Annotated in this window: 23 protein-coding genes; 9 read left to right on the top strand and 14 right to left on the bottom strand. The window is 71.2% G+C overall.

Annotated features, from left to right (window positions below; genetic code table 11):
• Positions 1 to 20 precede the first annotated feature (20 nt).
• Genes O7605_RS05585 through O7605_RS05570 form a run of 4 tightly spaced genes read left to right on the top strand, consistent with a single transcriptional unit; the run spans position 21 to position 3,466 of the window.
• A complete protein-coding gene (locus O7605_RS05585; RefSeq protein WP_269738210.1) occupies positions 21 to 935 on the top strand; it encodes an ABC transporter ATP-binding protein in 915 nt (304 codons plus the stop codon).
• On the top strand, positions 928 to 1,809 hold the full coding sequence (locus O7605_RS05580) for an ABC transporter permease (RefSeq protein ID WP_269738209.1): 882 nt from the start codon (positions 928 to 930) through the stop codon (positions 1,807 to 1,809). Before O7605_RS05585 ends, O7605_RS05580 begins: the two co-directional genes overlap by 8 nt.
• A 2-nt stretch (positions 1,810 to 1,811) precedes the next feature.
• Positions 1,812 to 2,756 carry an ABC transporter ATP-binding protein gene (locus O7605_RS05575; protein WP_443083899.1) on the top strand — a complete coding sequence of 315 codons (945 nt, stop codon included), beginning with the start codon at positions 1,812 to 1,814 and terminating at the stop codon, positions 2,754 to 2,756.
• Positions 2,756 to 3,466 (top strand): ABC transporter permease, encoded by a 711-nt coding sequence (locus tag O7605_RS05570; protein ID WP_269738207.1) that lies wholly within the window; start codon positions 2,756 to 2,758, stop codon positions 3,464 to 3,466. Before O7605_RS05575 ends, O7605_RS05570 begins: the two co-directional genes overlap by 1 nt.
• A gap of 95 nt (positions 3,467 to 3,561) precedes the next feature.
• Here the strand turns inward: O7605_RS05570 and valS are convergent, their stop codons facing one another.
• From valS to O7605_RS05545, 5 genes are all read right to left on the bottom strand, one after another.
• Positions 3,562 to 6,126, bottom strand: a complete 2,565-nt coding sequence (gene valS / locus O7605_RS05565) for a valine--tRNA ligase (RefSeq protein ID WP_269738206.1) — start codon at positions 6,124 to 6,126, stop codon at positions 3,562 to 3,564.
• Positions 6,127 to 6,184: 58 nt separating this feature from the next.
• Positions 6,185 to 8,062: an ABC transporter ATP-binding protein gene (locus O7605_RS05560; protein WP_269738205.1), complete on the bottom strand. Its 1,878-nt coding sequence runs from the start codon at positions 8,060 to 8,062 to the stop codon at positions 6,185 to 6,187.
• On the bottom strand, positions 8,059 to 9,927 hold the full coding sequence (locus O7605_RS05555) for an ABC transporter ATP-binding protein (protein ID WP_269738204.1): 1,869 nt from the start codon (positions 9,925 to 9,927) through the stop codon (positions 8,059 to 8,061). Before O7605_RS05555 ends, O7605_RS05560 begins: the two co-directional genes overlap by 4 nt.
• Positions 9,928 to 10,395: 468 nt before the next feature.
• Positions 10,396 to 10,911 (bottom strand): methylated-DNA--[protein]-cysteine S-methyltransferase, encoded by a 516-nt coding sequence (locus O7605_RS05550; RefSeq protein WP_269738203.1) that lies wholly within the window; start codon positions 10,909 to 10,911, stop codon positions 10,396 to 10,398.
• A 68-nt stretch (positions 10,912 to 10,979) separates the two neighbouring features.
• Positions 10,980 to 12,398 (bottom strand): DNA-3-methyladenine glycosylase 2 family protein, encoded by a 1,419-nt coding sequence (locus O7605_RS05545; protein ID WP_269738202.1) that lies wholly within the window; start codon positions 12,396 to 12,398, stop codon positions 10,980 to 10,982.
• A gap of 149 nt (positions 12,399 to 12,547) precedes the next feature.
• On the opposite strand from O7605_RS05545, the gene O7605_RS05540 reads away from it, so the two are divergent.
• From O7605_RS05540 to O7605_RS05525, 4 genes are all read left to right on the top strand, one after another.
• Complete coding sequence (locus O7605_RS05540; RefSeq protein ID WP_269738201.1) at positions 12,548 to 13,033, top strand: hypothetical protein; 486 nt, start codon at positions 12,548 to 12,550, stop codon at positions 13,031 to 13,033.
• 302 nt (positions 13,034 to 13,335) lie between these two features.
• A complete protein-coding gene (locus O7605_RS05535; protein WP_269738200.1) occupies positions 13,336 to 14,337 on the top strand; it encodes a hypothetical protein in 1,002 nt (333 codons plus the stop codon).
• Between the two features lie 76 nt (positions 14,338 to 14,413).
• Entirely contained in the window at positions 14,414 to 15,499 is a 1,086-nt protein-coding gene (gene ychF, locus O7605_RS05530; RefSeq protein WP_269738199.1) for a redox-regulated ATPase YchF, read from the top strand.
• Between the two features lie 41 nt (positions 15,500 to 15,540).
• Positions 15,541 to 15,909 carry a hypothetical protein gene (locus O7605_RS05525; RefSeq protein ID WP_269738198.1) on the top strand — a complete coding sequence of 123 codons (369 nt, stop codon included), beginning with the start codon at positions 15,541 to 15,543 and terminating at the stop codon, positions 15,907 to 15,909.
• 315 nt (positions 15,910 to 16,224) lie between these two features.
• On the opposite strand, the gene O7605_RS05520 is transcribed toward O7605_RS05525, so the two are convergent.
• From O7605_RS05520 to O7605_RS05505, 4 genes are all read right to left on the bottom strand, one after another.
• A complete protein-coding gene (locus O7605_RS05520) occupies positions 16,225 to 16,947 on the bottom strand; it encodes a SanA/YdcF family protein (RefSeq protein ID WP_443083874.1) in 723 nt (240 codons plus the stop codon).
• 88 nt (positions 16,948 to 17,035) lie between these two features.
• Positions 17,036 to 17,770: a class I SAM-dependent methyltransferase gene (locus O7605_RS05515; RefSeq protein WP_269738197.1), complete on the bottom strand. Its 735-nt coding sequence runs from the start codon at positions 17,768 to 17,770 to the stop codon at positions 17,036 to 17,038.
• Between the two features lie 237 nt (positions 17,771 to 18,007).
• Positions 18,008 to 18,370: a PH domain-containing protein gene (locus O7605_RS05510; protein ID WP_093405480.1), complete on the bottom strand. Its 363-nt coding sequence runs from the start codon at positions 18,368 to 18,370 to the stop codon at positions 18,008 to 18,010.
• Between the two features lie 39 nt (positions 18,371 to 18,409).
• Positions 18,410 to 18,715 carry a 4a-hydroxytetrahydrobiopterin dehydratase gene (locus O7605_RS05505; RefSeq protein WP_099849832.1) on the bottom strand — a complete coding sequence of 102 codons (306 nt, stop codon included), beginning with the start codon at positions 18,713 to 18,715 and terminating at the stop codon, positions 18,410 to 18,412.
• A 183-nt stretch (positions 18,716 to 18,898) separates the two neighbouring features.
• Here O7605_RS05505 and O7605_RS05500 point away from each other — a divergent pair, with 183 nt between their 5' ends.
• Positions 18,899 to 19,342 carry a (deoxy)nucleoside triphosphate pyrophosphohydrolase gene (locus tag O7605_RS05500; protein ID WP_269738196.1) on the top strand — a complete coding sequence of 148 codons (444 nt, stop codon included), beginning with the start codon at positions 18,899 to 18,901 and terminating at the stop codon, positions 19,340 to 19,342.
• 141 nt (positions 19,343 to 19,483) lie between these two features.
• On the opposite strand, the gene O7605_RS05495 is transcribed toward O7605_RS05500, so the two are convergent.
• The 5 genes from O7605_RS05495 to O7605_RS05475 form a co-directional block, all read right to left on the bottom strand.
• On the bottom strand, positions 19,484 to 20,554 hold the full coding sequence (locus O7605_RS05495) for a succinate dehydrogenase/fumarate reductase iron-sulfur subunit (protein ID WP_269738195.1): 1,071 nt from the start codon (positions 20,552 to 20,554) through the stop codon (positions 19,484 to 19,486).
• Complete coding sequence (locus O7605_RS05490) at positions 20,554 to 22,500, bottom strand: fumarate reductase/succinate dehydrogenase flavoprotein subunit (RefSeq protein WP_269738194.1); 1,947 nt, start codon at positions 22,498 to 22,500, stop codon at positions 20,554 to 20,556. The genes O7605_RS05495 and O7605_RS05490 overlap by 1 nt, the downstream gene beginning before the upstream one ends.
• A gap of 11 nt (positions 22,501 to 22,511) precedes the next feature.
• A complete protein-coding gene (locus O7605_RS05485; protein ID WP_269738193.1) occupies positions 22,512 to 23,318 on the bottom strand; it encodes a hypothetical protein in 807 nt (268 codons plus the stop codon).
• Between the two features lie 259 nt (positions 23,319 to 23,577).
• Positions 23,578 to 25,062 carry a TldD/PmbA family protein gene (locus O7605_RS05480; protein ID WP_269738192.1) on the bottom strand — a complete coding sequence of 495 codons (1,485 nt, stop codon included), beginning with the start codon at positions 25,060 to 25,062 and terminating at the stop codon, positions 23,578 to 23,580.
• Between the two features lie 73 nt (positions 25,063 to 25,135).
• Positions 25,136 to 26,572 carry a TldD/PmbA family protein gene (locus O7605_RS05475; RefSeq protein ID WP_269738191.1) on the bottom strand — a complete coding sequence of 479 codons (1,437 nt, stop codon included), beginning with the start codon at positions 26,570 to 26,572 and terminating at the stop codon, positions 25,136 to 25,138.
• Positions 26,573 to 26,582 lie beyond the last annotated feature (10 nt).

Here is a 26,582-nt window from a genome sequence, read left to right as displayed (position 1 = left end):
GACACCTCTAGGCTGGCGACGTGACACTGATCGCAACCGAGTCGTTGACGAAGGTCTACGGCGGCGGGGTCACCGCACTGTCCGATCTGACGGTCGCGGTGGAACCAGGGATCGTCGGTCTGGTCGGCGCCAACGGCGCCGGCAAGTCGACCCTGATCAAGCTGCTGCTCGGCCTGCTCACTCCCACCCGCGGCCAAATCCAGGTGCTGGGCCTGGACCCGACCGCCGACACGGCGGCGGTGCGGGCCCGGGTCGGCTACATGCCCGAGCACGACTGCCTGCCGCCCGATCTCTCCGCCGCCGAACTGGTCACCCACCTGGGGCGGATCAGCGGCCTACCGCGCACCGTCGCCCGGGAACGGGCCTCCGAGGCGCTGCGCCACGTGGGTCTGCACGAGGAGCGCCACCGGCCGGTGGGCGGCTACTCCACCGGCATGAAGCAGCGGGTCAAGCTCGCTCAGGCGCTGGTGCACGATCCCGACCTGCTGCTGCTCGACGAGCCCACCAACGGCCTCGACCCGGCCGGACGGGACGCGATGCTCGCGCTGGTACAGCGGATCGGCACCGAGTTCGGCATCTCCGTACTCGTCTGCTCGCACCTGCTCGGCGAGGTCGAGCGGATCTGCGACACCCTGGTCGCCATCGAGGGCGGGCGGCTGCTGCGGGCCGACCACATCGCCGCCATGACCTCGGCCACCGACGTGCTCGCGGTCGAGGTCAGCGAGGGCACCGAGGCGCTGGCCACCCGGCTGGCCGCGCTCGACCTGCCGGTCGGCCGGGAAGGCAGGCTGCTGCTGGTGCCGCTGGCCGACCAGGGCACCTACGACCTGATCCTCGGTGCGGTGGCCGAGCTGGACCTGCCGTTGCACCGGCTGGACCAGCGCCGGCACCGGGTGGCCGAACTCTTCGCCCGGAGGGAGAACAGCCATGTCTGAGCCGACCGGGGTCATCCACGACATCGGCTACCAGCGCTACACCGGTCCCCGGCTCGGTCGCCGTCACGTCTTCGGGGCGCTGTACCTGCACGGGGTGCGGACCGCCTTCGGGCTGGGTCGCAGCGCCAAGGCGAAGATTTTTCCCTGGCTGGTGGTCGGCATCGTGCTGCTGGTGGCCGCCGCGGTGACCGCGATCCGCAGCCAGATCGGCGAAGTGATCATGACGTACGCCCAGTTCGCCGACGCGATGAGCTGGCTGGTCATCTTCTTCGTCGCGGTGGCCGCGCCCGAACTGGTCTCCCGGGACATGCGCAGCGGGGTGCTGCCGCTGTACTTCTCCCGGCCCCTGCCGCACGCCGACTACCCGCTGGCCAAGCTGCTCGCGCTCGCCACCGCACTCTTCCTGCTGCTCGGCGCGCCGCAGCTGCTGATGTTCCTCGGCGGTGCCTTCACCGCCGACGGCATGGGCGCGGTCTGGGACGAACTGCTGGACCTGCTGCCCGGGCTGCTCTACGCCGGGCTGTGGGCGGTGGTCTTCTCCTCGGTCGGTCTGCTGATCGCCTCGCTGACCGGCAAGCGGGCCTTCGCCGCCGGCGGGATCGTGGCCGTGTTCCTGATGACCACGCCGATCGTCGGCATCCTGACGGTCCTGCCCTCGCAGACGGCGAACCAGCTCGCCGGCATCGCCTCGCCGCCCACCCTGGTGCAGGGCGTCGGCCTCTGGACGATGCGCGACCTGCTGGTCACCGAGGCCAACACCGCCGACCTCGACCTCGGGCCGTTCGGCCCGGTGTACGCGCTGGCCGCCGTCGCGCTCGTGGCGGGCTGCGTCGCCCTGCTGCTGGCCCGCTACAAGAAGGTGGCCGCACGATGACCATGACGAACACCGCCGCACCGGCGGCCACCACCACCAGCACCCTCGACCTGGCCGGCGTCTCCCGCTGGTACGGCAACGTGGTGGCGGTCAACAACGTGAGCATGAGCCTCGGGCCGGGGGTGACCGGGCTGCTCGGCCCCAACGGGGCGGGCAAGACCACCCTGCTGCACATGATGGCCGGCTTCCTCACCCCGTCCCGGGGCGCGGTGACCCTGGACGGTCGACCCACCTGGCGCAACCCGGAGGTCTACCGGCGACTCGGTCTGGTCAGCGAGCGGGAGGCGGTGCACAGCTTCCTCACCGCGTACGAGTTCGTGCTGGCCACCGCGAAGCTGCACAAGCTGCCGGATCCGCAGGCCGCGGCCCGCCGCGCCATCGACCTGGTGGAGATGGCCGACGCCCAGGACCGCCGCATCGGCACCTACTCCAAGGGCATGCGGCAGCGCACCCGGGTGGCGGCGGCGCTGGTGCACGACCCGCAGGTGCTGCTGCTGGACGAGCCGTTCAACGGCATGGACCCGCGCCAGCGGTTGCACATGATGGAGCTGCTGCACTCCCTCGGCGACGCGGGTCGGACGATCCTGTTCAGCTCACACATCCTGGAGGAGGTCGAGCAGGTCTCCGGCACGGTCCAGGTGATGGTCGCCGGCCGGCTCGCCGCCTCCGGCGACTTCCGGACCATCCGGCGGCTGATGACCAACCGGCCGCACGTCTTCGCCATCCGTTCCACCGACGACCGGGCGCTGGCCGTCGCGTTGATGGCCGAGACGTCGGTGAGCGGGGTCGAGCTGGGGCGCGACGGCCTGACCGTACGCGCCGGTGACTACGGCGCCTTCACCCGGATGCTGCCGAAGGTCGCCCTGGCCCGGGGCATCCGGGTCCGGCAACTGGTACCCGAGGACGAGTCCCTGGAGAGCGTCTTCTCCTACCTGGTGGAGGCCTGATGTCCACTGTCTCCTGGATCACCGTGCGCGGCCTGTTCGGGCGTCGCCGGTTCCTGCTGCTGCTTCCGCTTCCGGTGCTCCTGGTGGGCTTGGCCGTGCTCTCCCGGGGGCTCGGGGTCGAACCCACGGACTGGGGTCCGCCGGTGCTGGTCGGCCTCGGGTTGGCCGTGGTGCTGCCGGTGGTCTCCCTGATCGTCGGCACCGGCGTGCTCGGCGCCGAGATCGACGACGGCACGGTGGTGCACGTGCTCACCACGCCACTGCCGCGCTCGCAGATCGTGCTGCCGAAGCTGGCCGTCGCGGCCGGGGTCACCGCGGTCACCGTCGCGGTCCCGCTGTTCGCGGCGGGCCTGCTGGCCGATTCGGTACGCCTCGGCGTGGCGCTCGCCGTCGCCGCGTCGGTCGGTGCGCTGGCCTACACGGCGCTGTTCGTGGCGGCCAGCCTGCTCACCCGGCGACCGGTGCTGCTCGGTCTGGTCTACGTGCTGATCTGGGAGGGGCTGCTCAGCAACGTGGTCACCGGCACCCGGGTGCTGTCGATCCAGCACTACGTGATCGCCCTGGCCGACCGGCTCGCCCCGACCGACCTGCTCGCCACCACGGTCTCCGTGCCGGTGGCGGCGGTGATGACCGCACTCATCATCGTCGCCGCCACCTTCCTCTCCATCGACCGCCTACGTTCCTTCTCGGTAGCCGGCGAAACCAGCTGACCCATCGGGTGCGGGCGTCGGGAGGCAGCACTTTCGGGGAAAGTGCTGCCTCCCAGGGCGCTGGGCAGCACTTTCCCCGATGTCGCGCGGCTCCCTCAGAAGGCGCAGGCGATGACCAGTTCGGGGGTGCGGTCGGGAAGCAGGTCGAGCTTGTTGATGCGGCCGGCGGCGCGCAGGTCGTCGATGACCAGTGTGAGCTGGTCGAGCAGGGCGGCCGGGCCGAGCGCCTCGGCCAACGGCACCTCCGCCCTCATCGACAGCTTCCGCTCGGACTTGGCCCGGCGGACCTGCCCCAGCGCGTCGGCGGCGAGCCGGAGCAGGCGCGGATCACCGTCACCCTGGATGGTCCGGCCCACCTCGTACGTGGTCGGCCACGGCGCGCGGTGCACCGAGCCGTACCGCCACCACGACCAGACCTCCTCGGTCGCGTACGGCAGCACCGGCGCGAACAGCCGCAACTGCACCGACAGCGCGGTGGCCAGCGCCGCCCGGGCCGAGTCCGCCCCGGCCCCGCTGCCGTAGGCGCGTTCCTTCACCAACTCGATGTAGTCGTCGCAGAACCGCCAGAAGAACGACTCGGTGGCCTGGAGCGCGGCCGTGTGGTCGTACCCCTCGAACGCCGTCGTCGCGGTGGCCACCACCTCGGACAGTTCGGCGAGCATGGCCCGGTCGAGTGGTTCGGTCGCCGGGGCGCGCAGCGCGTCGGCGGCGCCCAGGCCGAGCGCGAACTTCGACGCGTTGAGCAGCTTGGTGGCCAATCGCCGGCCGATCCGGATCTGAGCCGGGTCGTAAGCCAGGTCGGTGCCGGGCTTGCCACTGGCCGACCAGTACCGCACCGCGTCCGAGCCGTGCTGCTCCAGCAGCGCCATCGGGGTGACCACGTTCCCCTTGGACTTCGACATCTTCTTGCGGTCCGGGTCGAGGATCCAGCCGGACAGCTCCGTTGTGCGCCAGGGCAGCTCGCCGTGCTCCAGGTGCGACCGGACCACGGTGGCGAACAGCCAGGTACGGATGATGTCGTGCCCCTGCGGGCGCAGGTCCATCGGGAAGACCCGCCGGTACAGGTCCGGGTCCCGTTCCCACCCGCCGACGATCTGCGGGGTCAGCGACGAGGTGGCCCAGGTGTCCAGCACGTCCGGGTCGCCGACGAAGCCGCCCGGCACCCCGCGCTGCGACTCGTCGTACCCGGGCGGGGGGTCCTCGGACGGGTCGATCGGCAGCGCGGACTCCGCCGGCGTGAGAGGCTGGGCCCAGTCCGGTTCGCCAGCGTCGTCGAGCCGGTACCACACCGGCACCGGCACCCCGAAGTAGCGTTGCCGACTGACCAGCCAGTCTCCGGTCAGGCCGCCCACCCAGTGCTCGTAGCGGTGCCGCATGTGCTCCGGCACCCAGCGCAGTTCCCGGCCGCGGGCCAGCAGTTCCTCCCGCAGGTCGGTGTCGCGGCCACCGTTGCGCAGGTACCACTGCCGGGTCGAGACGATCTCCAGTGGCCGGTCGCCCCGCTCGTAGAACTTCACCGGGTGGCTGATCGGGCGCGGCTCGCCGACCAGGTCGTCCGCCTCGGTCAGCTGCTCGACGATCGTCCGTCGGGCACCGTTCACCGGCTGCCCGGCCAGCGCCGCGTACGGCCGCGCGGGCACCCCGGCCGGTGGCTCCGGCAGCAGCCGGCCGTCCCGGCCGATCACCACCCGGGTGTCCAGGTCCAGGTCCCGCCACCAGGTCACGTCGGTCAGGTCACCGAAGGTGCAGACCATCGCGATGCCGGTGCCCTTGGCCGGGTCCGCCAGCGGGTGCGCGCGCACCGGCACCTCCACCCCGAAGACGGGGGTGCGCACGGTCGTGCCGACCAGGTCCGCGTACCGCTCGTCGTCGGGGTGGCAGACCAGCGCGACGCAGGCCGGCAACAGCTCCGGCCGGGTGGTGTCGATCAGCACCTCCCGTCCGCCGGGCGCGTGGAAGCGCAACCGGTGGTACGCGCCGGGGCGTTCCCGGTCCTCCAGTTCGGCCTGCGCCACGGCGGTGGCGAAACCGACGTCCCACAGCGTCGGCGCCTCGGCCTGGTAGGCCTCGCCCCGGGACAGGTTGCGCAGGAACGCCCGCTGGGAGGTGGCCCGGGCCACCGGTCCGATCGTGGTGTACATCAACGACCAGTCCACCGACAGGCCGAGCCGCCGCCACAGCGCCTCGAAGACCTGCTCGTCGGCGACGGTCAGCCGCTCGCACAGCTCGATGAAGTTACGCCGGGAGATCGGGGTCGGGTTCCTCCGGGCGGCGTCGTCGACCGGCTCACCCGGCGGTGCCCAGTCCGGGTCGTACGGCAGCGACGGGTCACAGCGCACCCCGTACACGTTCTGCACCCGGCGTTCGGTGGGCAGCCCGTTGTCGTCCCAGCCGATCGGGTAGAAGACCGTCCGGCCGCGCATCCGCTGGAACCGGGCGATCAGGTCGGTGTGCGTGTACGAGAAGACGTGCCCCATGTGCAGCTCGCCCGATACGGTCGGCGGCGGGGTGTCGATCGCGTATACGTCCGACCGCTGCCTGCTGCGGTCGAACGCGTACGTGCCCTCCTCCTGCCAGCGGCGCGACCAGGTCTCCTCGAGCCCGTCCAGAGTCGGACGCTCGGGGACGCCGGTGCGGGCCGTCCTCGCCGTATCAGTCATTCGCCGATCCTAGGCACCGCGACCGCGGCGGGCACGCCATTACCTGATCACGAACGGGTCAGAGCAGCGAGTCGCGCCACTGGCGGTGCAGGTCGGCGTACCGGCCCCCACCCGCGATCAGCTCGGCCGGCGGCCCGTCCTCGACGATCCGGCCCCGGTCGAGGACCAGCACCCGGTCGGCGGTCTCCACCGTGGAGAGCCGGTGCGCGATCACCAGCGCGGTCCGGTCCCGCAGGATGCTGCCGAGCGCGCGCTGCACCAGACGTTCGGTCGGCACGTCGAGCGACGAGGTGGCCTCGTCGAGGATCAGCACCGCCGGGTCGGCCAGGAACGCCCGGGCGAAGGCGACCAACTGCCGCTGCCCGGCGGAGAGCCGGCCGCCGCGCCGGTGCACCTCGGTGGCGTACCCGTCGGGCAGCGCCGAGATGAAGTCGTGCGCGCCGATCGCCCGGGCGGCGGCCTCGACGGCGGCGTCTTCGGCGTCCGGACGGCCGAAGCGGATGTTGTCGGCGATGGTGCCGCCGTACAGGTGGGTCTCCTGGGTGACCAGCACCATCGCCCGGCGCAGGTCCGCGTCGGCCAGCTCACGAAGATCCACACCACCGAGCGTGACCGTGCCGGTGTCCGGGTCGTGGAACCGGGCGAGCAGCTTGGCCACCGTGGACTTGCCGGCGCCGGTCGGCCCGATCAGGGCCACGGTCTGCCCGGCGGGCACGGTGAGGTCCAGCCCGGTGAGGATCGGCGACTCCGGGCGGTACCCGAACGACACCGCGTGGAAGCGGACCGCGCCGCGGGCCGGGCCGTCGGGCAGCGGCACGGGTCGGGTCGGTTCGGCGACCGAGGGCCGCTCGTCGAGCACCCCGGCGAGCTTCTCCAGCGCCGCCGTCGCCGACTGCAGTGAGTTGTAGAACTGGCTCAGCTCCTGCATCGGCTCGAAGAACCGACGCAGGTAGAGCAGGAAGGCGGCGAGCACACCGACCCCGGTCTCGCCGCCCAGCACCCGGGCACCGCCATAGCAGAGCACCACCGCGACGGTGACGTTGCCGATCAGCTTGATGCCCGGCGAGTAGGTCGCGATCAGTTGGAAGGCGTGCCGGCTGGACCGCCGGTAGTCGTCGCTCACCGCGTCGAAGATGTGCTGGTTGCGGGCCTGGCGGCGGTACGCCTGCACCGCCCGGATACCGCGCATCGACTCGACGAAGTGGACGATGACGAGGGCCATCGCCTCCCGGGTACGCCGGTACGCGGAGGCCGAGGCCCGGGCGAACCAGCGGGACAGCCAGAACAGCAGCGGGAAGGCGAGCAGGGTCACCGACGCCAGTGGCAGGTCCAGCCAGAGCAGGATGCCGGCCACCGAGACGATCGTCAGAGCGGCCATCACCAGGCTCTCCACACCCCCGTCCACCAGCTCGGCAATCGAGTCGATGTCACTGGTCAGGCGCGAGATCATCCGCCCTGACGTGTACCGCTCGTGGAACGCCACCGGCAGGTGCAGGAAGTGCGCGTACACCCGGCGGCGCAGGTCGAGCAGGACGGCCTGGCCGATGCGGGCGGAGATGGCGAGGAAGCCGCGCCGGGCCGCGTACTCGATGCCGGTGGCGGCGGCGAACGAGACGGCCACGGTGATCAGCGGGCCGGGGTCGCCGGCCCGCAGCGGCTCGATCGCCCGGTCGATGCCGAGCATGACCAGGTACGGCCCGGACATGGCCGCCGCGTTCTGGGTCAACAGCAGCGCGACCGCCGTGCCCAGCCGGGCCCGGTGCGGGCGCAGCACGTCCGCCAGCAGCGCGCGGCTGCGGGCCCGCAGCCGCGCCACCGCCAACGGGTCGGTGTCCTCGGCGAGGCTGCGGTCGGCGTGCGGATCTGGTGCCACCCCGCGCCAGTGGGCCGGGTCCGCCTCGGGCGGTGGCTCCGGCACGGCTGACGCGGCGGTCACGAGAGCACCAGGGGAGGGGTGCCGGGTGCCGGATCGGCCGAGGTGGGTGTCCCGGCGATCGACGTCGCGGCCGGCTCGGACGTCGCGGCCGGCTCGGCGGAGAGCAGCCCGCGGTAGGTGGGCACGCTGTCGAGCAGTTCGGTGTGGGTGCCGACGGCGGTGATCCGGCCGTGCTCCAGCAGTGCGACCCGGTCGGCCAGGGCGATGGTGGAGGGGCGGTGCACCACCAGCAGCGCGGTGGTGTCGCGCAGCACCCGCCTGAGCGCCGACTCGACCAGCGCCTCGGTGTGCACGTCGAGCGCGGAGAGCGGATCGTCGAGCACGAGCACAGCCGGTCGGATCAGCACCGCGCGGGCCAGGGCGAGTCGTTGCCGCTGGCCGCCGGAGAGCGACAGGCCCTGCTCGCCGAGCCGGGTACGCAGCCCCCACGGCAGGTCGTGGGCGAACTCGGCCTGGGCCAGTGCCAGGGCGGCCCGGACCTCGTCCTCGTCGGCGTCGGGTCGGCCCAGGGTGAGGTTCTCCCACACCGACATGGAGAACAGCGTCGGCTCCTCGAAGGCGACCCCGACCAGGCCGCGCAGCGAGTCCAGCCGCAGTTGGCGCAGGTCGTGCCCGTCCAGGGTGATGCGGCCGGCGCTCACCTCGTGCAGCCGTGGCACCAGGGACAACAGCGTGCTCTTGCCGCTGCCGGTGGCACCGACCACGGCCATGGTCTCGCCGGGCTCGACGGTCAGATCGAGGTTGCGCAGCACCGGGGCGGCGCTGCCCGGATAGCGGAAGGTCACCGCCTCGAAGCGGAGCCGGCCGCGGACCGTCGAGCGGGCCAGTGCGACGGCGATCGGAGGGTCGACGATGGCCGGCCGGGTGTCCAGCACCTCCTGGATCCGGTCGGCGGCGGTGGCCGCCTCCTGCCCGTTGGCGATGATCCAGCCCAGCGACTGCACCGGCCAGATCAGCATGAGCTGGAGGCTGACGAAGGCGACGAGCTGACCGATGGTGAGCCGTCCGCCGGCGACCGCCGCGGCACCGGCCACCAGGACCGTGCCCAAGGTCAGGTTCGGCACCAGGTCGAGCAGCGCGGAGGTGCGGGCGAGCAGCCTGCCCTTGCCGACCCCGGTGTCGTGCAGCGCCTTGGTGCCGACGGCGAACCGATCGGCCAGCTGCGGCCCGCGCCCGTACGCCTTCATCGTGCGCAGGCCCTGCGCGGTCTCCTCGACGAGCGTGGCCACGTCGCCCTGCTGGTCCTGCATCCGACGGGAGGCGACGTGGTAGTGCCGGCCGAACCGGCGGGCGATCAGGAACAGCGGCACCGCGCTGGCGGCCACCAGCAGGCCCAGCGCGGGGTGCAACCGGATCAGCAGCACCACCACGACCAGGTAGGTGACCAGGTTGAGCACGAGGAAGAACAGGCCGAAGGAGAGGAACCGGCGCAGCACCGACAGGTCGCTGGTGATCCGGGAGAGCAACTGGCCGGACGGCCACCGGTCGTGGAAACCGGCCGACAGCCGTTGCAGGTGGGCGTAGACGTCGGTGCGGATGGCCGCCTCCATCGCCACCGAGGACGACGACTGCACCCACCGACGGATGAAGATCAGCAGGGCTTCCGCCAGGCCGAGCAGCAGTGCCAGCCCGGCCAGCAGGAACAGGCCGGTCAGGTCACGCCGGGCGACCGGTCCGTCGACCACCTTCTGCGCGACCAGGGGTACGGCGATCCCGGCGGCCGTGGCGGCCAGCCCGGCCAGCAGCAGCCAACCGAACTCGATCGCGTGCGGACGCAGGTAGCGGCGCAGCCGCCAGAGGTTGCGCAGGGGATGTCGACGGATCTCGCCCCGGTCGGCCGGGCCGCCGCCGCTCCCCGCAGCCACTACCCGACGGTAGCCGCATCTGGCAGCGACGCCCCTGTCGGCTTGTTGTCAGAGACACCCAGTTCGCCGGTGCGTCAGTTCCGTTGGCTCGTCACCCCGGTCGGGCCTGTCAGCTCGTCAGGGCCGTAACGATGCGTTGCTTGCCGCCCTCGTCCACCAAGTGCCATCGGGCTCCTTTGCTCTGCTTCAACCCACGCAACGGTTACTCTCCGCGCTGTGTCGTATGGCGGCGGTCGGATCGCCGCTCTGCTGCGGCGCTGGTCGTCGACTATTGCGTGGGTTGAAGCAGAGCAAAGCGTGTGGAGGGGGACACGGTGACCTGGCGGCGATCTCGTGGTGGCTACCACTCAGCGCGACAATCACAGTGGGTGAGTGCTGGGCCTTCTGCGCGGTGGCAAGAGGCGTTGGCGGTGCCACGGCGAGGTCTGGGCGGCGTTCGAGTTTGGCGGACTCGGGCTGGACGCCGCATCAGCTGAGGCGTTCGTGGTCGAGGAGCCAGCGTTTCACCGGCAGCCCCCAGCGGTAGCCGCCGAGCGTGCCGTCGGTGCGCAGCACCCGGTGGCAGGGGACGAAGAGGGCGGCGGCGTTGCGGGCGCAGGCCGCGGCGGCGGCGCGTACCGCGGTGGGACGGCCGGCCAGGGCGGCGTACCCGGTGTAGGTGACCGGCGCGCCCGGTTTGACGTCGCGCAACACCTGCCAGGCGTGTGCCATGAACACCCCGCCGGTGTGCTGTCCGACCGGAACGTCGTCGATCGCGGCCAGATCGCCGTCGAGGTAGGCGGCGACGGCCGCGCTGACCGGGCCGAGGTCCGGCCGATGTCGCGGCTCACCGCGCAGACTCGGGTGTACCAGCGGCAGCAGGTTCGCCGGGTCCGCGGTGAAGCCCGACGCCCGCACCGCGCCGTCGGGACCGACGAGAATGGTGAACGGCCCGGCGGGGGTGTCGACGACCGTGCTGTCGATCATGTTGGTGGTACTGCTCATGTCGCTCTCCAGGGTTTCGTCGATGCTGCTCTGCCCGATCGGGGCCAGGCGCGGCCGGGCGGCCGGGCTCACGCCGATCGCCAGAGGCGGATGACGGCGTACGACCGCCAGGGACGCCAGCGGCCGGCGTACCCGTCGAGGGTTGCGGGATTGTCGGTGAGGCCGAGGGCGGCGGCCCCGCGACGTACCGCGAGGTCGGTGGGGAGGAACGTGTCGGGGTCGCCGAGCGCGCGCATGGCCAGGTAGCCGGCGGTCCACGCGCCGACGCCCGGAATCGCGGTCAGTCGACGCGCCGTCTCCTCCCGATCGCCCCCCGGCTCCAGGTCGAGCTCACCGGCCGCGACCGCCCGCGCCACCGCCCGGATCGTCTCGCGCCGCCCGCCCGGCATCCGGAACCCCGAATCCGGCACCCCCAGCACCTCCTCCGCGGTGGCGAAACCACGCAGCTGATCAACGGTGCCGGTGTGGTCGAGCAGGTGGGTGAGGGTGGTGCGGGCGGAGGCCAGGGAGACCTGCTGGGTGGCGATGGCGCGAACGGCCATCTCGAAGCCGTCCGCCGCGCGGGGAACGCGTACCCCTGGCTCGGCCGCCACCGGCGCGGCCAGCGCGGGGTCGGCGGCGAGCGTCTGGTCGACGGCGACCGGATCCGCGTCCAGGTCGAACAGGCGCCGGCACCGGGCCACGGCGGGGGCCAGATCGCGCAGATCGGCCAGGCGTAGCGTCGCCGCCACGTGGTCGGTCGCCGGAGTCAGGGTGGCCTCGCCGGGGCCGTGCGGCAACCGCAGCCCCCGCCGGTACGCCCCGTCGACCACCTCGTCGACCCCGGGCAGCGTGCGCCGGGCGAGGAAGTCCAGCAGCGCGGCGGCGTGCAGCGGCGGCCGGTACGCCAGCCGCAGGGTGACCGTGCCCGCACCGCCAACCGGTGTGCCGCTTCCGGCGCGCAGCTGCGACGGCGGTGCGCCGTACACCGTGCGTACGGTGTCGTTGAACTGCCGGACGCTGCCGAAGCCGGCGGCGAACGCGATCTCGGCCAGCCCCAGCCCGGTCGTCTCGATCAGGGTGCGGGCGGTCTGCGCGCGCTGCGCCCTGGCCAGTGCCAACGGCCCCGCGCCGAGTTCCGCCCGCAGCATCCGGTGCAGGTGCCGTTCGGTGTAGCCGAGCCGAGCGGCCAGCCCGGGTACCCCGTCACGGTCGACCACGCCGTCGGCGATCAGTCGCATCGCCCGACCCACCACGTCGGCCCGTACGTCCCACTGGGGTGAGCCGGGGGAGGCGTCCGGGCGGCAGCGACGGCACGCGCGCAGCCCGGCCCGCTGGGCCGCCGCCGACGACGGGAAGAATCGCACGTTACGCCGCTTCGGGGTCATCGCCGGACAGGACGGCCGGCAGTAGATCCCGGTCGAGGTCACGCCGGTGTAGAACCAGCCGTCGAACCGCTGGTCACGGCTGTCGACGGCCCGGTAGCACCGCTCGAAGTCAAGTTCCACGTCACCGATGATGCGCCTGCCAACACCCACCCGGCTCGCGGAATTCGGACCAGACCCTCCGCCTCGCGGCACGGGAGGGCGGGCAGGGGGAGGGGAACTGTCGGTTGTGGTGGGTAGCGTGCGGCCACCAACTCCAGAAGGGTGCGGCAATGGTGAGCGTGGCGGGTCGGGCGGCGTCGGGACACGAGCACCCAGCACCCGACCCGACAGTCGTCGAGCGCTTCTATCGGCGGATGCGCGCCGTGGCTCCGGCCGCGGTCGGTGCCATCGAGCGGGACCGCGCCGACGACCCCGGTCGCGCCTTCGGCGACACCGCCTGCGGCCGGCTGGTCGGCTCGCTCGAACCGGACGGGGTGCGCGCGCTCGGGATGTGGGTGCACCACTGGTGCATGCGCTTCTACGACGACGACACCCGTGCCGCACGGCGGCTGCTGCGGGAGATCGCGGCCCGGCCGACGCTGGGCTGGACGACCGACGAGATCCACTGGATGCTGCGTGAGTCGTACGCGGCCAGCCCGGTGGCCGCCGACCGGTTCTCGCTGCCGCTCGCCGCCGCGGGTGAACTCGCGCCGCGGGTGTCGCCCTGGCCGGGTAGCGGGCCACCGCGCCAGCCTGCACCAGCCGAGCGGGACTGACGCCGCCACCGGCTCCCGACGGGAACGGCAGCGCGGGCGATCTCGTGTGTCGCGGTTTCCGTCACAATCTTTATCTGAACTCCCGCCGGTCGCTTGTTTTGATGTCCAGCGGTCCCGGCGGTACGAAACAGGTAGTTGATCCGACAGGCTGGTTGTCCATTCCCGGTCAGTTGCATAAATGTCGAGGTGGAGCCCTCGGAGTCGAATTGACGGTCGTTCATGTGACTCTGGCCGTCACTTTGGTGACTCGTTCTTCTACGGTTCAGACACCTACGATTGTCGGACTTTCTCGGAGTCGATTCATGACCACAGCCTGGACGGTCGACGCGGTCGGCGCACACCTCACCCTCGATCAGGCCGGGCACGGCGAGATCGTCTTCACGGTTTCCAATCCGAGTGTGACGCCGGACACCGCAGTGCTGCGCCTCGCCCCCGACGACGCTGTGCCACCGTCGTGGTTCACCGTCGACCGACCACAGCGCGCCGTCCCTGCCAACAGCACCGTCTCGTACCTGGTGACGGTGAACGTGCCGGCCGAGGTGCCGGCCGGCAGGTACGAGGTGCGTGCGCTGGTGTCCTCGGCCGGTTCGCCCCCGGAGGAGAGTTCCCGGTTCAGTGGCCGGGTGGTTGTCGAGGTGCGCCGGCCGGGCGAGCGGCCGCGCCGACGGCGGTGGCTTCTCGCCACGGTCGGAGCGGCGGTTCTCGCGGTCGCGTTGCTGGCCGTCGGAGTGTCCCTGTTTCGCCCGGGCCGCGTGCCCGCGGCCGCGCAGCCGGTCAGGCCGCCGGCCACCTCGCCGGCAACCCCGTCGGTCAGCCCGTCCACCAGCGTCGTGGTGACTCTCAACATGGAGGCGTTGGTCGATGAGCCTGCGACGACGGTGACAGTCGGCGGGGCGCCGGCCCGCCGAGCATGTGACGGGCGGGCCTGTGAGCTGTGGGTCACCAACGACTGCTGCCACTACGGCTATACCGAAGGGTACGCACTGGGTTTCTTCGCCCGACCGTACGATTCATTCACCGTCACGGTCACCGTTCCCGAGGGCGGCGACTACGAGCTGTTCGACGTTCGCCTGCTCGGACCGAATGCGGGGAGAACGACGTACCTCGTCGATGATCGGCCGGTTGGCGAGTTCGCCGAGTCGGCAGCCCGGTACCGGCTGACCGGCTGGACGTCGCACGGCACGGTCCGGCTCACCGCCGGCGCCCACCGACTGACGCTGCGGCACCTGCCCCTTTCCGCCGGCGACGGGAAGCTGGCCACCACGGTGATCGATCAACTCCGGCTGGTCAGGACCGGCTCCTGACCATGGCGCCCCCGGCGTCGGCCGCGCCGGGGCTGCCTGCCCAGGTTCGGCGACGGAGCGCGTAAGCTGGCTCGTCGTGAGTCTCACCATCGGCATCGTCGGCCTGCCCAACGTCGGCAAGAGCACCCTGTTCAACGCCTTGACCAAGAACGACGTGCTCGCCGCGAACTACCCGTTCGCGACCATCGAGCCCAACGTCGGCGTGGTCGGGCTGCCGGACGAGCGGCTGCACAAGCTCGCCGAGATCTTCAGCTCGCAGAAGGTGATCCCCGCCCCGGTGTCGTTCGTCGACATCGCCGGCCTGGTGCGCGGCGCCTCGAAGGGTCAGGGACGGGGCAACGCCTTCCTGGCCAACATCCGGGACGCCGCCGCGATCTGCCAGGTGGTACGGGCCTTCTCCGACCCGAACGTGGTGCACGTCGACGGCAAGGTCTCACCGGCCGACGACATCGAGACGATCAACACCGAGCTGATCCTCGCCGACCTGCAGACGCTGGAGAAGGCGCTGCCCAGGCTGGAGAAGGAGGCCAAGCTCCGCAAGGACCGGGCCGCCGCGGTGGCCGCCGCGAAGGCCGCGGTCGAGGTGCTGGACAACGGCACCACCCTCTACGCCGGTGCGGCGGCAGCCAACATCGAGCTGGAGCACCTGCGCGAGCTGCACCTGCTCACCACCAAGCCGTTCCTCTACGTCTTCAACGTCGACGAGGCCGAGCTGAACAACGCCCAGTTCCTCGACGAGCTCCAGGCGCTGGTGGCACCGGCCGAGGCGGTCTTCATGGATGCCAAGATCGAGTCCGAGTTGGTGGACCTGCCCGAGGAGGAGGCCCGGGAACTGCTGGAGTCGATCGGGCAGTCCGAACCCGGGCTGGACCAGCTGGTCCGGGTGGGATTCCGCACGCTCGGCCTCCAGACGTACCTCACCGCCGGCCCCAAGGAGGCGCGGGCCTGGACCGTGCCGGTCGGCGCGACCGCCCCGGAGGCCGCCGGGGTGATCCACTCCGACTTCCAGCGTGGCTTCATCAAGGCCGAGGTGGTCTCCTACGCCGACCTGGTCGAGGCCGGTTCGATGGCTGCGGCGAAGGCGGCGGGCAAGGTCCGCATCGAGGGCAAGGAGTACGTGATGCAGGACGGCGACGTGGTCGAGTTCCGCTTCAACGTCTGAGGCGGGCAGCGGGCGTCGCAGCGAGGCGGGACACTCGACCGGTGTCGATGTTCACGCCGCAGAAGCCCTGGAAGACCAACCCCGGCCTGGCCCTGCTGCACCTGATCGTGTGGTACGCGGCCGCGGTGGGCGCCTTCTTTCTGCTCGTGTACAGCCTGTCCGACGTGCAGGACCCGGACTGCCAGGAAACCTTCTGCGCGTCGCCGCGTACCGGAGTGCTCATGGCGGGAGTCTTCCTCGGGGCTCCGGCGCTCCTGCTGTCGCTCGTGGTCAGCCTGGTGATGCTCGGACTGATCAGTGCGCGACGACCGCAGCGCCCAGCCCGATGGGTCGGGCTGCTCGCCGCCACTCCGGTATTCGTGCTGCTCGCTGTCGTCGTCTGCGTGGTGGGCTCCGCAGTGGGGCGGTAGCGACGCGGCCCACCCGAATAGACGGCTGGCGTTCTGCGCGGCGTAACTCGGCTCGGGTAGCGTGACGCGGTCATCGACGGATATCCACGGGGGTTCCCCTGACCACGGCTCGTTCTGCCCGGTGCGCTGTCGGCGCCGCACTCCTCGCGGCCGGCCCCCCACCGCCACGCCCACCGCGGTTGGTGGACTGCTGTTGCTCCTCGGAGGTGCCGCCTACCTGATCGCCCGTCGCCGCCGTACCCGCTTCGTGGCGTAGGCACGGCGGACCGCCCGGCACACGCCGTCCGGTGTGCCGGACCTGCCGTGGGGGCGGTGTCAGCCGGTGCTGAGGGCGTCGTCGACGCCGGTCTCCCGGTCGCCGAGATGCACCGGGTCGCGGCGGGAGAGCACGTCCAGTGCGGCCTTGAGACCGGCACCGTACTCCCGGGCGGAGCTGATCCGCCAGGTGCGGTGGCTCAGCTCCCGGGCGGTCTCGTCGCCGACGCCGTTGGCGTCGATGCCGAGGTGCCGGCAGACCGTGACGGCGCGGGCCAGGTGGAACTGCTGGGTCACCACCGTCGCCCGCTCCACCCCGAAGATCCGCTTCGCCCGGGCGCACGAGTCGTACGTGTCGAAGCCGGCGTGGTCGAGCACCACCTTGTCGGCCGGCACACCCTGCTCGACCAGCCAGCGCCGCATCGCCTCAGGCTCGTTGTACTCGTGGCGCATGTTGTCGCCGGAGACCAGGATCGCCTGCACCTTGCCGGTGACGTACAGCTCGCGAGCGATCTCCAGCCGGGCGGCGAGGAACGGTGCCGGCGTGCCGTCGGGCCGGACCCGGGTACCCAGCACCAGGGCGACCGGTGCCTCGGGCACCGTCGCGACCGGATAGGAGCGTCCCTGCGCGCCGGAGCGGATCCAGGTGGCGCTGGCCCAGACGCCGCCGGTCAGCAGCACCACACCGAGCACTCCGGCCAGCACGGCCCGCCGCAGCCAACGTCCCCGGCCTCGGTCCCGGATCTGTCGCAGTCTGGCCGTCAGTGACGCACGGATCGGCATGCAGGCCAGTATCCCAGCCCGGCGCGAGCCGATCAGTGAGCGCTGTGGCGCGGGTACGGCAGCAGGACCGCCGTACCCGCGCCGTGGATCACCCGAGCCGGTACACCGAGATGTGTGCGGTGCTGTCCGGGCCGAAGGGCGACCGGTCCCAGTCGGCGTACCGCTCGGCGAGCCGGAGACCGGCCTGCTCCGCCAGCTCGTCGATCTGCTCCGGCCAGAGGTAACGCATCGCGAACGGGTGCAGGTGCACCCCGGCGGAGTGGAACGTGATGGTCTGCCGGAGGAACGTCTGCGCTTCCCGGTCGTACCGGTGCAGGCGGATGGTGGCCGAGTCCTCGGTCACCTCCCGTATCTGGACCTGTTCGTCCCGGTCGAAGCCCGCCGGGTCGGGCACGAACGTCTCGATGACGAACGCGCCGCCAGGAGCGAGCACGCGGGCCACGTTACGGAAGCAGTCCGCCTGCCGCCGGGCGCGTACCAGATTGAACAGGGTGTTGAAGACCAGGTAGGCCATGGTGTACGGGCCGGTCACCGGCACGTCCGCCATGTCGCCGATGGCCACCGGGATGTCGCCACCACCGGGCTTGGCCCGCAGTTTCGCGACCATCTCCGGTGACGCCTCCACCCCCTCCACGGTGATCCCGCGTTCGGCCAGCGGAAGGGCGACCCGACCGGTGCCGATGGCCAGTTCCAGCGCCGGGCCGTCGCCGGCCAGCTCGGCGAGGAACTCCACCGCCGGTGCCGGGTCGGGTAGGCCGCCCGGCAGGTCATAGGTGTCGGCCCAGAGTCGGCCGAAGTGTCCCGGGTCGTCGAAGACCGACATCAGCGGCCTCCGTCGTTGCTACCGGCGCCGCACGGCGCCTTGTTCGATGATTCCCACGTACGCACGAAGCCTCGATTCGATGGGGTTGACGATGCCTACTCGCTGCCTGGGCGTCGTGATGTGCCTCATGTCGTCGCTCCCTTCGCTCGGTTTGGTTCGTGAGTCAATCGGCATCGATGGCCGGCGGCAACTGAAATTCACCGGGATGCTGTTCCGCTGCGCGGCCCGGAGCGTCGGTCAGCTGATGTAGTGCAGGATCACGTTGTGCACGTGGTGGCTCTTCTGGTCGCCCCGGAACTCCACCTCGTAGGTGTGCGTACCGACGTGGATGGCGATCGCGCCGGTGGAGAAGAACGAGCCGCCCCAGGACTTGTTGCTGACCACGCTCACGCTGGTGATCTTCGAGTACGGGATGCTGGTGATCGCGTACTTCTTACCGACGAACGAGCGGTCCTGGATGATGACGCGCCGGTCGGTCAGCCCGATGAACCCGGTGCCGGTGCCGACGGCGTCGTAGACGGCGATGATCTGTTCACCGTCGAGCAGGCCGCTCTGGATCTGCTGGAACTGTTCCTTGCGGTCATAGGTCGCGTTGGCCATGACGCCCACGGTAGGCAGCGCACGCCAGCGGACGCACCGTCAGCTCTCGGTGACCGCGCGGTAGGCGTCCTCGATGCGGGCGGCCAGCAGGACCTCGCCCTCGGAGAGGGGCTCGTTGCCGTGCCCGACCCGGATCTGGGTGTGGTCGGCGCGCCGGCTGATCTCCGGGCGCAGATGCAGTGCGTCGGCGACCACCTTCACCCGCTCGGTGAGCGCCGCGTGTTGCGTGTCGTCGATGACGAGAGTCCGGCGGATCTGCTCACCCTCACGTGTCCAACCGGACAGTAGGGTGAGGGCGTCGCTGAGGTAGTCGTGCTTCGTTCGACTGCCGAACAGCGCACGCATCACCGCTCCTCCCAGGCTTCGTTGCCGGCTTGTGGCCAAATCGTCGCCGCCCCGTGTCTTTGTCGGTGCCCCTAGTCTTACGTCGCACGGAGGGTGTGTCCACGCCCACACTTCCGGGTATTCCTGGCCTGACGGACGACCACGCTACCCAAACCGCCGATTGATCTGGCACTCTGGACGGCCGTGCGGACCGAACGGGCGAACGGCGGCGGAAACGCCGTACGGCGCGATCCGAAGGTGATCGTCGGCGCGGCCATCATCAGGGACGGACGGGTGCTGGCCTGTGCCAGATCCGCCCCGCCCGAGGTGGCGGGCATGTGGGAGTTCCCCGGCGGCAAGGTGGAGCCGGGTGAGACCGAGACGGCCGCGTTGGCCCGCGAGTGCGTCGAGGAACTGGCCGTACGCGTGGAGATCGGTGCGCGCATCGGCCGTGACGTCCGGATGGCGCACGGCCGGTCGGTGCTGAAGGTGTACGCCGCCCGCCTCCTGCACGACGACGAGCCTCAGGCCCTCGAACACTCCGCCCTGCGCTGGCTCTCCGCCACCGACCTGGACACCGTCACCTGGCTCCCCGCCGACGCCCCCATAGTCGCCGCCCTCCGCCCCCTCCTCTCCACCCCCCGCTGACCCCCCTCTCGCTGCTGATCATGAAGTTGTTGCCATCGGTAAGCGCTTTCCGCAGGCAATAACTTCATGATCGACACGCGGTGGGCTGGAAAGGGACGGGGGCCGCGGCGAATGCCGCGGCCCCCGTTGATGTTCGGGTGGTCAGTGGTTGGGCTTGTCTTGGTCGGGGTGGGCGAAGTTCAGGTGCTCGGGGGGGAGCGGGAAGGTGACGTCGTCGCCGAAGGGCGACGGAGCCGCGGCGCGGTCGAAGGTCAGCTCCGTGAGGGGGAGCTTGCCGCTGGCGTCGACCGCCGGGGCGGTCGGGTGGGGCACCTCGCGGTGCCAGTTGACGCCCTGCTGGGCCTGCACCTCGGCCTGGGCGTCGTGGGAGCCGCCGGCGTGTGAGTGCACACCGCCGCCCGCGGCGCTGGAGCGCACCGCGCCCGGGGAGTGTCCGCTGGTCACGCTGGTCTGAGGCACCTGACCCCTCCGGAAGATCTTGCTACCGAGCCACACAAGTGGATCGTACCTGCGGTCGACGACCCGTTCCTTCATGGGGATGATCCCGTTGTCGGTGATCTTGATGTGCTCGGGGCAGACCTCGGTGCAGCACTTGGTGATGTTGCAGAAACCCAGACCCTGCTCGGTCTGCGCGTAGTCCTTGCGGTCGGTCCTCGTGTCCAGCGGGTGCATGTCCAGTTCCGCGGCCCGGATGAAGTACCGGGGTCCGGAGAACGCCTGCTTGTTCTCGTCGTGGTCCCGGATCACGTGGCAGACGTTCTGGCACAGGAAGCACTCGATGCACTTGCGGAACTCCTGCGAGCGCTCCACGTCGACCTGCTGCATCCGGTAGTCGCCGGGAGCCAGATCGGCCGGGGGAGCAAAGGCGGGCGTCTCCCGCGCCTTCTCGTAGTTGAACGACACGTCGGTGACCAGGTCCCGGATGACCGGAAACGTCCGCAGCGGGGTCACCGTGATCGTCTCGTTCTCCTCGAACGTCGACATCCGGGTCATGCAGCCGAGCTTGGGCATCCCGTTGATCTCCATGGAGCAGGAGCCGCACTTGCCGGCCTTGCAGTTCCACCGGCAGGCCAGGTCAGGCGCGTCGGTGGCCTGCAACCGGTGGATCACATCGAGGACCACCTCGCCCTCGTTGACCTCGACCGTGTAGTCCTGCAGGTCGCCGCCCTCGGCGTCACCCCGCCAGATCCGGAACTGGCGCTTCGTCCCCATCAGCGGTTCTCCTTCTCGACGTCAGCGGCGGCGGCATCGGCGGCGACGAGGGCGTCGAACTCGGTGAGCTCCTCGTCGGTGAGGTACTTGGCCAGCTCGGCGCGGTCGAACAGGCCGATCAGTTCGGAGCGCATCTTCGGCAGCGGCTTGCGCTCCAGCCGGACGGTGTCGCCCACCAGCGAGCAGACCAGATTGACCCGCCGCCACTGCGGATCCATGGTGGGGAAGTCCTCGCGGGTGTGCCCGCCGCGCGACTCGCGACGCTCCAGTGCCGCCTTCGCGGTGCACTCCGAGACGACGAGCATGTTGCGCAGGTCCAGCGCCAGATGCCAGCCCGGGTTGTACCGCCGACCGCCGGAGGCGCTGACCTTCGCCACCCGCTCGCGCAGCTCCGCCAGGCGGGCCAGCGCGTCCGCCAACTCGGCCTCCCGCCGGATGATGCCGACCAGATCCCCCATCACCGCCTGGAGGTCCTGCTGGAGGGTGTACGGGTTCTCGCCGGTGTCCCGCTGCAACGGCGCCAGGGCCGTCTCCACCGCGGTCTCCACCGCGGCCACCGCCACCCGGGGCCGGCCGGTGAGCTGGTCGACGTAGGTGGCCGCGTGGCCGCCCGCCCGCTTGCCGAAGACCAGCAGGTCGGACAGGGAGTTGCCGCCCAGCCGGTTGGAGCCGTGCATACCGCCGGAGACCTCACCGGCGGCGAACAGCCCCCGCACCGCGCCGTACGCGGCACCGCTGTCCGGGTCGACCTCCACGCCGCCCATCACGTAGTGGCAGGTCGGGCCGACCTCCATCGGCTCCTTGGTGATGTCGACGTCGGCCAGCCCCTTGAACTGGTGGTGCATCGACGGCAGGCGACGACGGATCTCCTCGGCCGGCAACCGGGAGGCGATGTCCAGGTAGACGCCGCCGGCCGGCGTACCCCGACCGGCCTTGACCTCGCTGTTGATCGCCCGGGCGACCTCGTCGCGGGGCAGCAGCTCCGGTGGGCGCCGGTTGTTGTCCGGGTCGTCGTACCAGCGGTCCGCCTCCTCGGGCGTCTCCGCGTACTGCTTGCGGAAGACGTCCGGGACGTAGTCGAACATGAACCGCTTGCCCTCGGAGTTCTTCAGGACGCCACCGTCACCGCGTACCGACTCGGTGACCAGGATGCCCTTCACCGACGGCGGCCAGACCATGCCGGTCGGGTGGAACTGGAGGAACTCCATGTTGATCAGAGTCGCCCCGGCCCGCAGCGCCAACGCGTGACCGTCCCCGGTGTACTCCCAGGAGTTGGAGGTGACCTTGTAGGACCGGCCGACGCCGCCGGTGGCGAGCACCACGGCGGGGGCCTCGAAGAGGACGAACTCGCCGGACTCGCGGTAGTAGCCGAAGGCGCCGGCGACGCGGTCGCCGTCCAGCAGCAGTTCGGTGATGGTGGTCTCGGAGAAGACCTTGATCCGAGCGTCGTACGAGCCGTGCTCGCGCTTGTCCTCCTGCTGCAACGAGACGATCTTCTGCTGAAGGGTGCGGATCAGCTCCAGACCGGTCCGGTCGCCGACGTGGGCCAGTCGGGGGTACTCGTGGCCACCGAAGTTGCGCTGCGAGATCTTCCCGTCCTTGGTGCGGTCGAAGAGCGCACCGTAGGTCTCCAGCTCCCAGATCCGCTGCGGCGACTCCTTGGCGTGCAGTTCCGCCATCCGGAAGTTGTTGAGGAACTTGCCCCCGCGCATGGTGTCCCGGAAGTGCACCTGCCAGCTGTCCCGGCTGTTCACGTTCCCCATGGCCGCGGCGGCGCCGCCCTCGGCCATCACCGTGTGCGCCTTGCCGAACAGCGACTTGGAGATGATGGCGGTCTTCTTGCCGGCCAGCCGCGCCTCGATCGCCGCGCGCAGGCCGGCGCCGCCGGCCCCGATCACGACGACGTCGTAGTGGTGTCGTTCGATGCGAGTGGTAGTGGTCGTCATGTCAGGGGCCCTCAGTTGATGAACCGCAGGTCGGAGATCCACTCAGCGGAGACGGCCATGACGTAGAAGTCGGTCAGGGCCAGCGTGCCGAGCGTGATCCAGGCGAGCTGCATGTGCCGGACGTTCAGCCAGGAGACGTAGCCCCAGGCCCGGTAGCGGACGGGATGCTTGGAGAAGTTCTTCAGTCGCCCGCCGATGATGTGCCGGCAGGAGTGGCAGGAGATCGTGTACGCCCAGAGCATGACCACGTTGCCGAGCAGGATCAGGTTGCCCAGCCCGAAGCCGAAGCCCTCGGGGCTGTGGAAGGCCAGGATCGCGTCCCAGGTGTTGATCAGCGAGATGATCGCGGCGAAGTAGAAGAAGTACCGGTGCGAGTTCTGCACGATCAGCGGGAACCGGGTCTCACCCCCGTAGGAGGCGTGACCGTCGGGTACCGCGCAGGCCGGCGGCGACAGCCAGAACGACCGGTAGTACGCCTTGCGGTAGTAGTAGCAGGTGAGCCGGAACAGCAGCAGGAACGGCAGGGTGAACGCGGCGTCCGGGATGATCCACCAGCCGGGCAGGTACTGCCCGAAGTGGGCGGCCTCCGGCAGGCACCGGTCCGTCACGCACGGCGAGTAGAACGGGGTCAGGTAGTGGTACTCCTCGACCCAGTAGAAGTCGTGCATGAAGACCCGGACCGTCGCGTACGCTACCCACGCGCTGAGCCCGATGACCGTGATCAGCGGGGCAAACCACCAACGGTCCGTCCGCAACGTCTTCGCCGCGATGGCGGCGCGTGCGCGCACACCCCGCGGTTTCGTTGCCGATGATGTCATTCGCGTCGTCTCCCTGACGGGGCCCTGTCACGGGCGGCGGAACACTTACGGGCGGCACGCGGACCCGGGCGAACCCGCACCCGCCTGTCGCGTCATGCGCACACCAACGACCGCGCCGGCGTACCGGAGCAGCTAAGTGACACACGTTACGCCGATCTAGGCGGGCCGTCCGCGCAAGGCAGTGTCCCGTGTGTCCCGCACTTTGGAAAGCCTCTCGTCAAGATCGATATACGAGCGTGCGGAAAAGATCGACAAACGGTCAGCCGGATGCCCCGCCGGTGAAATTCCACGAGGCCAGCCGCAACGACGGCGCCGCCCACCAGCCGCCGTCCGTCCGGTCCGGCAGGCGTACCGCGCGCCGGCCCAACTCCAGCACCGACCCGGGGGCGAGCGCCCGCGGGTACGACTCGGTGAAGCGCAGATCGCGTACCGCCCGGGTCACCCGACCGTCCTCGACCAGCCACAGCCCGTTGCGGGTCAGGCCGGTGACGACCAGACTCAACGGATCCAGGACCCGGGTGTACCAGAGGTCGCTGACCAGCAGGCCGCGCTCCATCCGGGAGACCAGGGCGGCGGTGTCCGGATCCCCGATCGCGCCGTCCGTCGCCGGGCCGCCGGTGACCAGGGCGGCGGCCGGCGGTTCCGGATCGACCACCCCATGGCCCCCGGCCAGCAGGGCACCCGACGAGTCGGCTGCGCCCGCCGTGCCGGCCGGGGTGAGGCGTAGGTTGCGCGGAATCGGGCCGAACGTGGCGCCGCCGGCCCAGGCGTGCCCGGTCGAGGCGACCCCCAGCTCGGCGGCGCTGCGCCGATCGTGGGCGACGGCCCTGGTGGTGCCCGCGTCCACCAGGGTCAGTGCCCGGGTCGGGGTGCCCTCCAGGTCGAACGGCAGCCCCGAGACCGCCAACGGATCGTCGACCAGGGTCACCGCGCGATCGAACTGGGCCGTACCGGGGACGGCGAACGACTGACGTTCGGCGTACCGTCGGCCGTTGAAGCCGTACCAGGCCAGATTCTGCAGCAGGTCCGCGACGGCAGCCGGCTCCAGCACCACCGGGTAGCGCCCGGGTGGCAGCTCGACCGGGTGGGCCGCCGCCCGGGCCTTCGCCGCGGCCCGCCGCCCCAGGCCGGCCCCGTCGAGATCGGCGACCCGGTCGACGTGCTGTCGGGCGGTGCCGTCCGCACCGCCGGCCCGGGCTATCCCGTCCATCGCCGCCTCGGCCGCCTGCCCCTGCGCCGAGTGACCGGCCGAGTTGGCGAAGGCCGTGACCCGGTGACCCGTGCGGCAGTAGCCCGCGGTCACCAACCCACCCGCCGCGGCCACGAACGCCCGGACCAGGGCGGCCCGCTGGTCCGGCCCGGCGTGGGCGGTCGCCGGATCCCATTCCGGCGCGGGCGCCACCGGTGCCGCGGGGGTGAGTCCCGGCCAGGCCGGATCCGGCGGGGTGAACCGGGCCGCCGTCAGCACCCGCTCCACCAACGCGCGCAACGCGTCGGCGGTGACCGCGTTCCCGCTGCCGGCGGCGGTACGCCCGGCCAGGTGGACCCGCAGCCGGACGTCAACGGAGGAGGCGGCCACGTTCTGGTGGATCGCCGAGTTGGCGAACCGGGTCAACGCCGACTCGGCCCGGACCACCGTCACCTCCGCCTGGGCGGCCGTCCCGGCGAGCCGGGTGACCAGATCCACCACCCGGCCGGCGAGGTCCAACTCGGCGTCACCGGCCCGCACCGGCGCGCCACTCACGCCGCCTCCTCGCGGTCGGCGACACCGTCCGGCGTCACCGCCGCGCATCGCCGGGTCGTCCGTCGGCGACCGGTCATGCGCGTACCCCCACCCGGACGTTGCGGAAGCGGGCCGGGGCCGCCGGGTGCCCGGTGTGCCCGATCTGGCCGGGCTGACCCTTGCCACAGTTCGGGGTGCCCCACGGGATCGTCTCCGAGGAGAGCATGTCCATCGAGCGCCAGAACAGCGGGCCGATGCCGGTGTAGGTCGGGTTACGCACCATCCGCCCCCGCCGGCCGTTGCGGATCTCCCAGCCGATCTCGCAGCCGAACTGGAAGTTCAGCCGTTTGTCGTCGATGGACCAGGACCGGTTGACGTCCATCAACACCCCGTTGTCGGTCGCGGCGACGATCTCCTCCAGGGTGTGCGGACCGGGCTCCAGGCCCACGTTCGTCATCCGCACCATCGGCAGCCGCGCCCAGCCGTCGGCGCGTACGCTGCCGCCGTGGTCCAGGCCCGCGACGGCCGCCGAGTCCCGGCCCGCCAGCACGCCCACCCAACGACCGTCCCGCACCGCGTCGCGCTTGACCGCCGGTGAGCCCTCGTCGTCGTAGCCGAAGCTGCCCAGCGCGCCGGGGATGGTCGGGTCGATGGTGACGGTCATCAGCTCGGAGCCGTAGCGCAGCGAGCCGAGCTGCGCGAGATCCAACCACGAGGTGCCGGCGAAGGCCGCCTCCCAGCCGAGGATCCGGTCCAGCTCGATGGCGTGCCCGACCGACTCGTGGATCTGCAGGGCCAGCTGCTCGCCCCCGAGGATCAGGTCGGTCTCGCCGGTGGGGCAGAGCGGTGCGGTCAGCAGCGCTCGGGACTCCTCGGCGATCCGCGCCGCGTGCGCGCCCAACTCCAGCGAGTCGACGAGCTCCCAGCCGGTGGTGCCGTACTGGCCGCGGTAGCTCGGCCAGGACCGGCGTTGGGTCTCACCGGCGCCGACGGAGGTGGCCGAGATGCCACCGCCGCACTCGCGGATGCGCTGGTCGATGCGGTGCCCCTCGCTGGAGACGAACCACTTCGCGGTGTCCCAGACCTGGTAGAGCCCCTCGGCGAGGTCGGCACCGTGCTCGGCCATGGTGCGGGTGGCCGCCACCAGCAGGTCACCCTTGACGGCGAGGGAGACGCCGAGCGGATCCACCTCGCAGGGCGCGGACCAGCTCGCCGTGACCGGGTCGACCGCGACCAGGTCGACGGGCGGGCCCGGGACCAGCGCACTGGCCGCCGCGGTCCGCGCGGCCCGGTGGCCGGCGTCGCGCGCGGCCCGGTCCGACAGCTCCGGTACGGCGTGGAAGCCCCAGCTCGAACCGACAAGCGCGCGGACACCCAGGCCGACGCTCTCGTCCTGGGTCAGTGACTCGATCTCGCCGTTGCGGGCGGACATCGATTCGTAGCGCCGATGCATCACCCGGACGTCGGCGTAGCGGGCGCCCGCGTCCAGCGCCGCCTGCACGGCCACCTCGGCCACCCCGAACTCGCTCATGGCCCGACCC

It is taken from the genome of Verrucosispora sp. WMMA2121, assembly GCF_027460185.1.
GTDB classification, from domain to species: domain Bacteria; phylum Actinomycetota; class Actinomycetes; order Mycobacteriales; family Micromonosporaceae; genus Micromonospora; species Micromonospora palythoicola.
Note: the sequence above shows the minus strand (reverse complement) of the source record. Positions and strands in the feature narration are given on the sequence as shown.

What these genes read in the sequence shown, in the direction of transcription:
- O7605_RS05580 (WP_269738209.1), top strand. Translation starts at nt 928, where the DNA reads ATGTCTGAGCCGACCGGGGTCATCCACGACATCGGCTACCAGCGCTAC.
- O7605_RS05575 (WP_443083899.1), top strand. Translation starts at nt 1,812, where the DNA reads ATGACGAACACCGCCGCACCGGCGGCCACCACCACCAGCACCCTCGAC.
- O7605_RS05570 (WP_269738207.1), top strand. Translation starts at nt 2,756, where the DNA reads ATGTCCACTGTCTCCTGGATCACCGTGCGCGGCCTGTTCGGGCGTCGC.
- valS (WP_269738206.1), bottom strand. Translation starts at nt 6,126, where the DNA reads ATGACTGATACGGCGAGGACGGCCCGCACCGGCGTCCCCGAGCGTCCG.
- O7605_RS05550 (WP_269738203.1), bottom strand. Translation starts at nt 10,911, where the DNA reads ATGAGCAGTACCACCAACATGATCGACAGCACGGTCGTCGACACCCCC.
- O7605_RS05540 (WP_269738201.1), top strand. Translation starts at nt 12,548, where the DNA reads ATGGTGAGCGTGGCGGGTCGGGCGGCGTCGGGACACGAGCACCCAGCA.
- O7605_RS05535 (WP_269738200.1), top strand. Translation starts at nt 13,336, where the DNA reads ATGACCACAGCCTGGACGGTCGACGCGGTCGGCGCACACCTCACCCTC.
- O7605_RS05520 (WP_443083874.1), bottom strand. Translation starts at nt 16,947, where the DNA reads ATGCCGATCCGTGCGTCACTGACGGCCAGACTGCGACAGATCCGGGAC.
- O7605_RS05515 (WP_269738197.1), bottom strand. Translation starts at nt 17,770, where the DNA reads ATGTCGGTCTTCGACGACCCGGGACACTTCGGCCGACTCTGGGCCGAC.
- O7605_RS05510 (WP_093405480.1), bottom strand. Translation starts at nt 18,370, where the DNA reads ATGGCCAACGCGACCTATGACCGCAAGGAACAGTTCCAGCAGATCCAG.
- O7605_RS05505 (WP_099849832.1), bottom strand. Translation starts at nt 18,715, where the DNA reads ATGCGTGCGCTGTTCGGCAGTCGAACGAAGCACGACTACCTCAGCGAC.
- O7605_RS05495 (WP_269738195.1), bottom strand. Translation starts at nt 20,554, where the DNA reads ATGGGGACGAAGCGCCAGTTCCGGATCTGGCGGGGTGACGCCGAGGGC.
- O7605_RS05490 (WP_269738194.1), bottom strand. Translation starts at nt 22,500, where the DNA reads ATGACGACCACTACCACTCGCATCGAACGACACCACTACGACGTCGTC.
- O7605_RS05485 (WP_269738193.1), bottom strand. Translation starts at nt 23,318, where the DNA reads ATGACATCATCGGCAACGAAACCGCGGGGTGTGCGCGCACGCGCCGCC.
- O7605_RS05475 (WP_269738191.1), bottom strand. Translation starts at nt 26,572, where the DNA reads ATGAGCGAGTTCGGGGTGGCCGAGGTGGCCGTGCAGGCGGCGCTGGAC.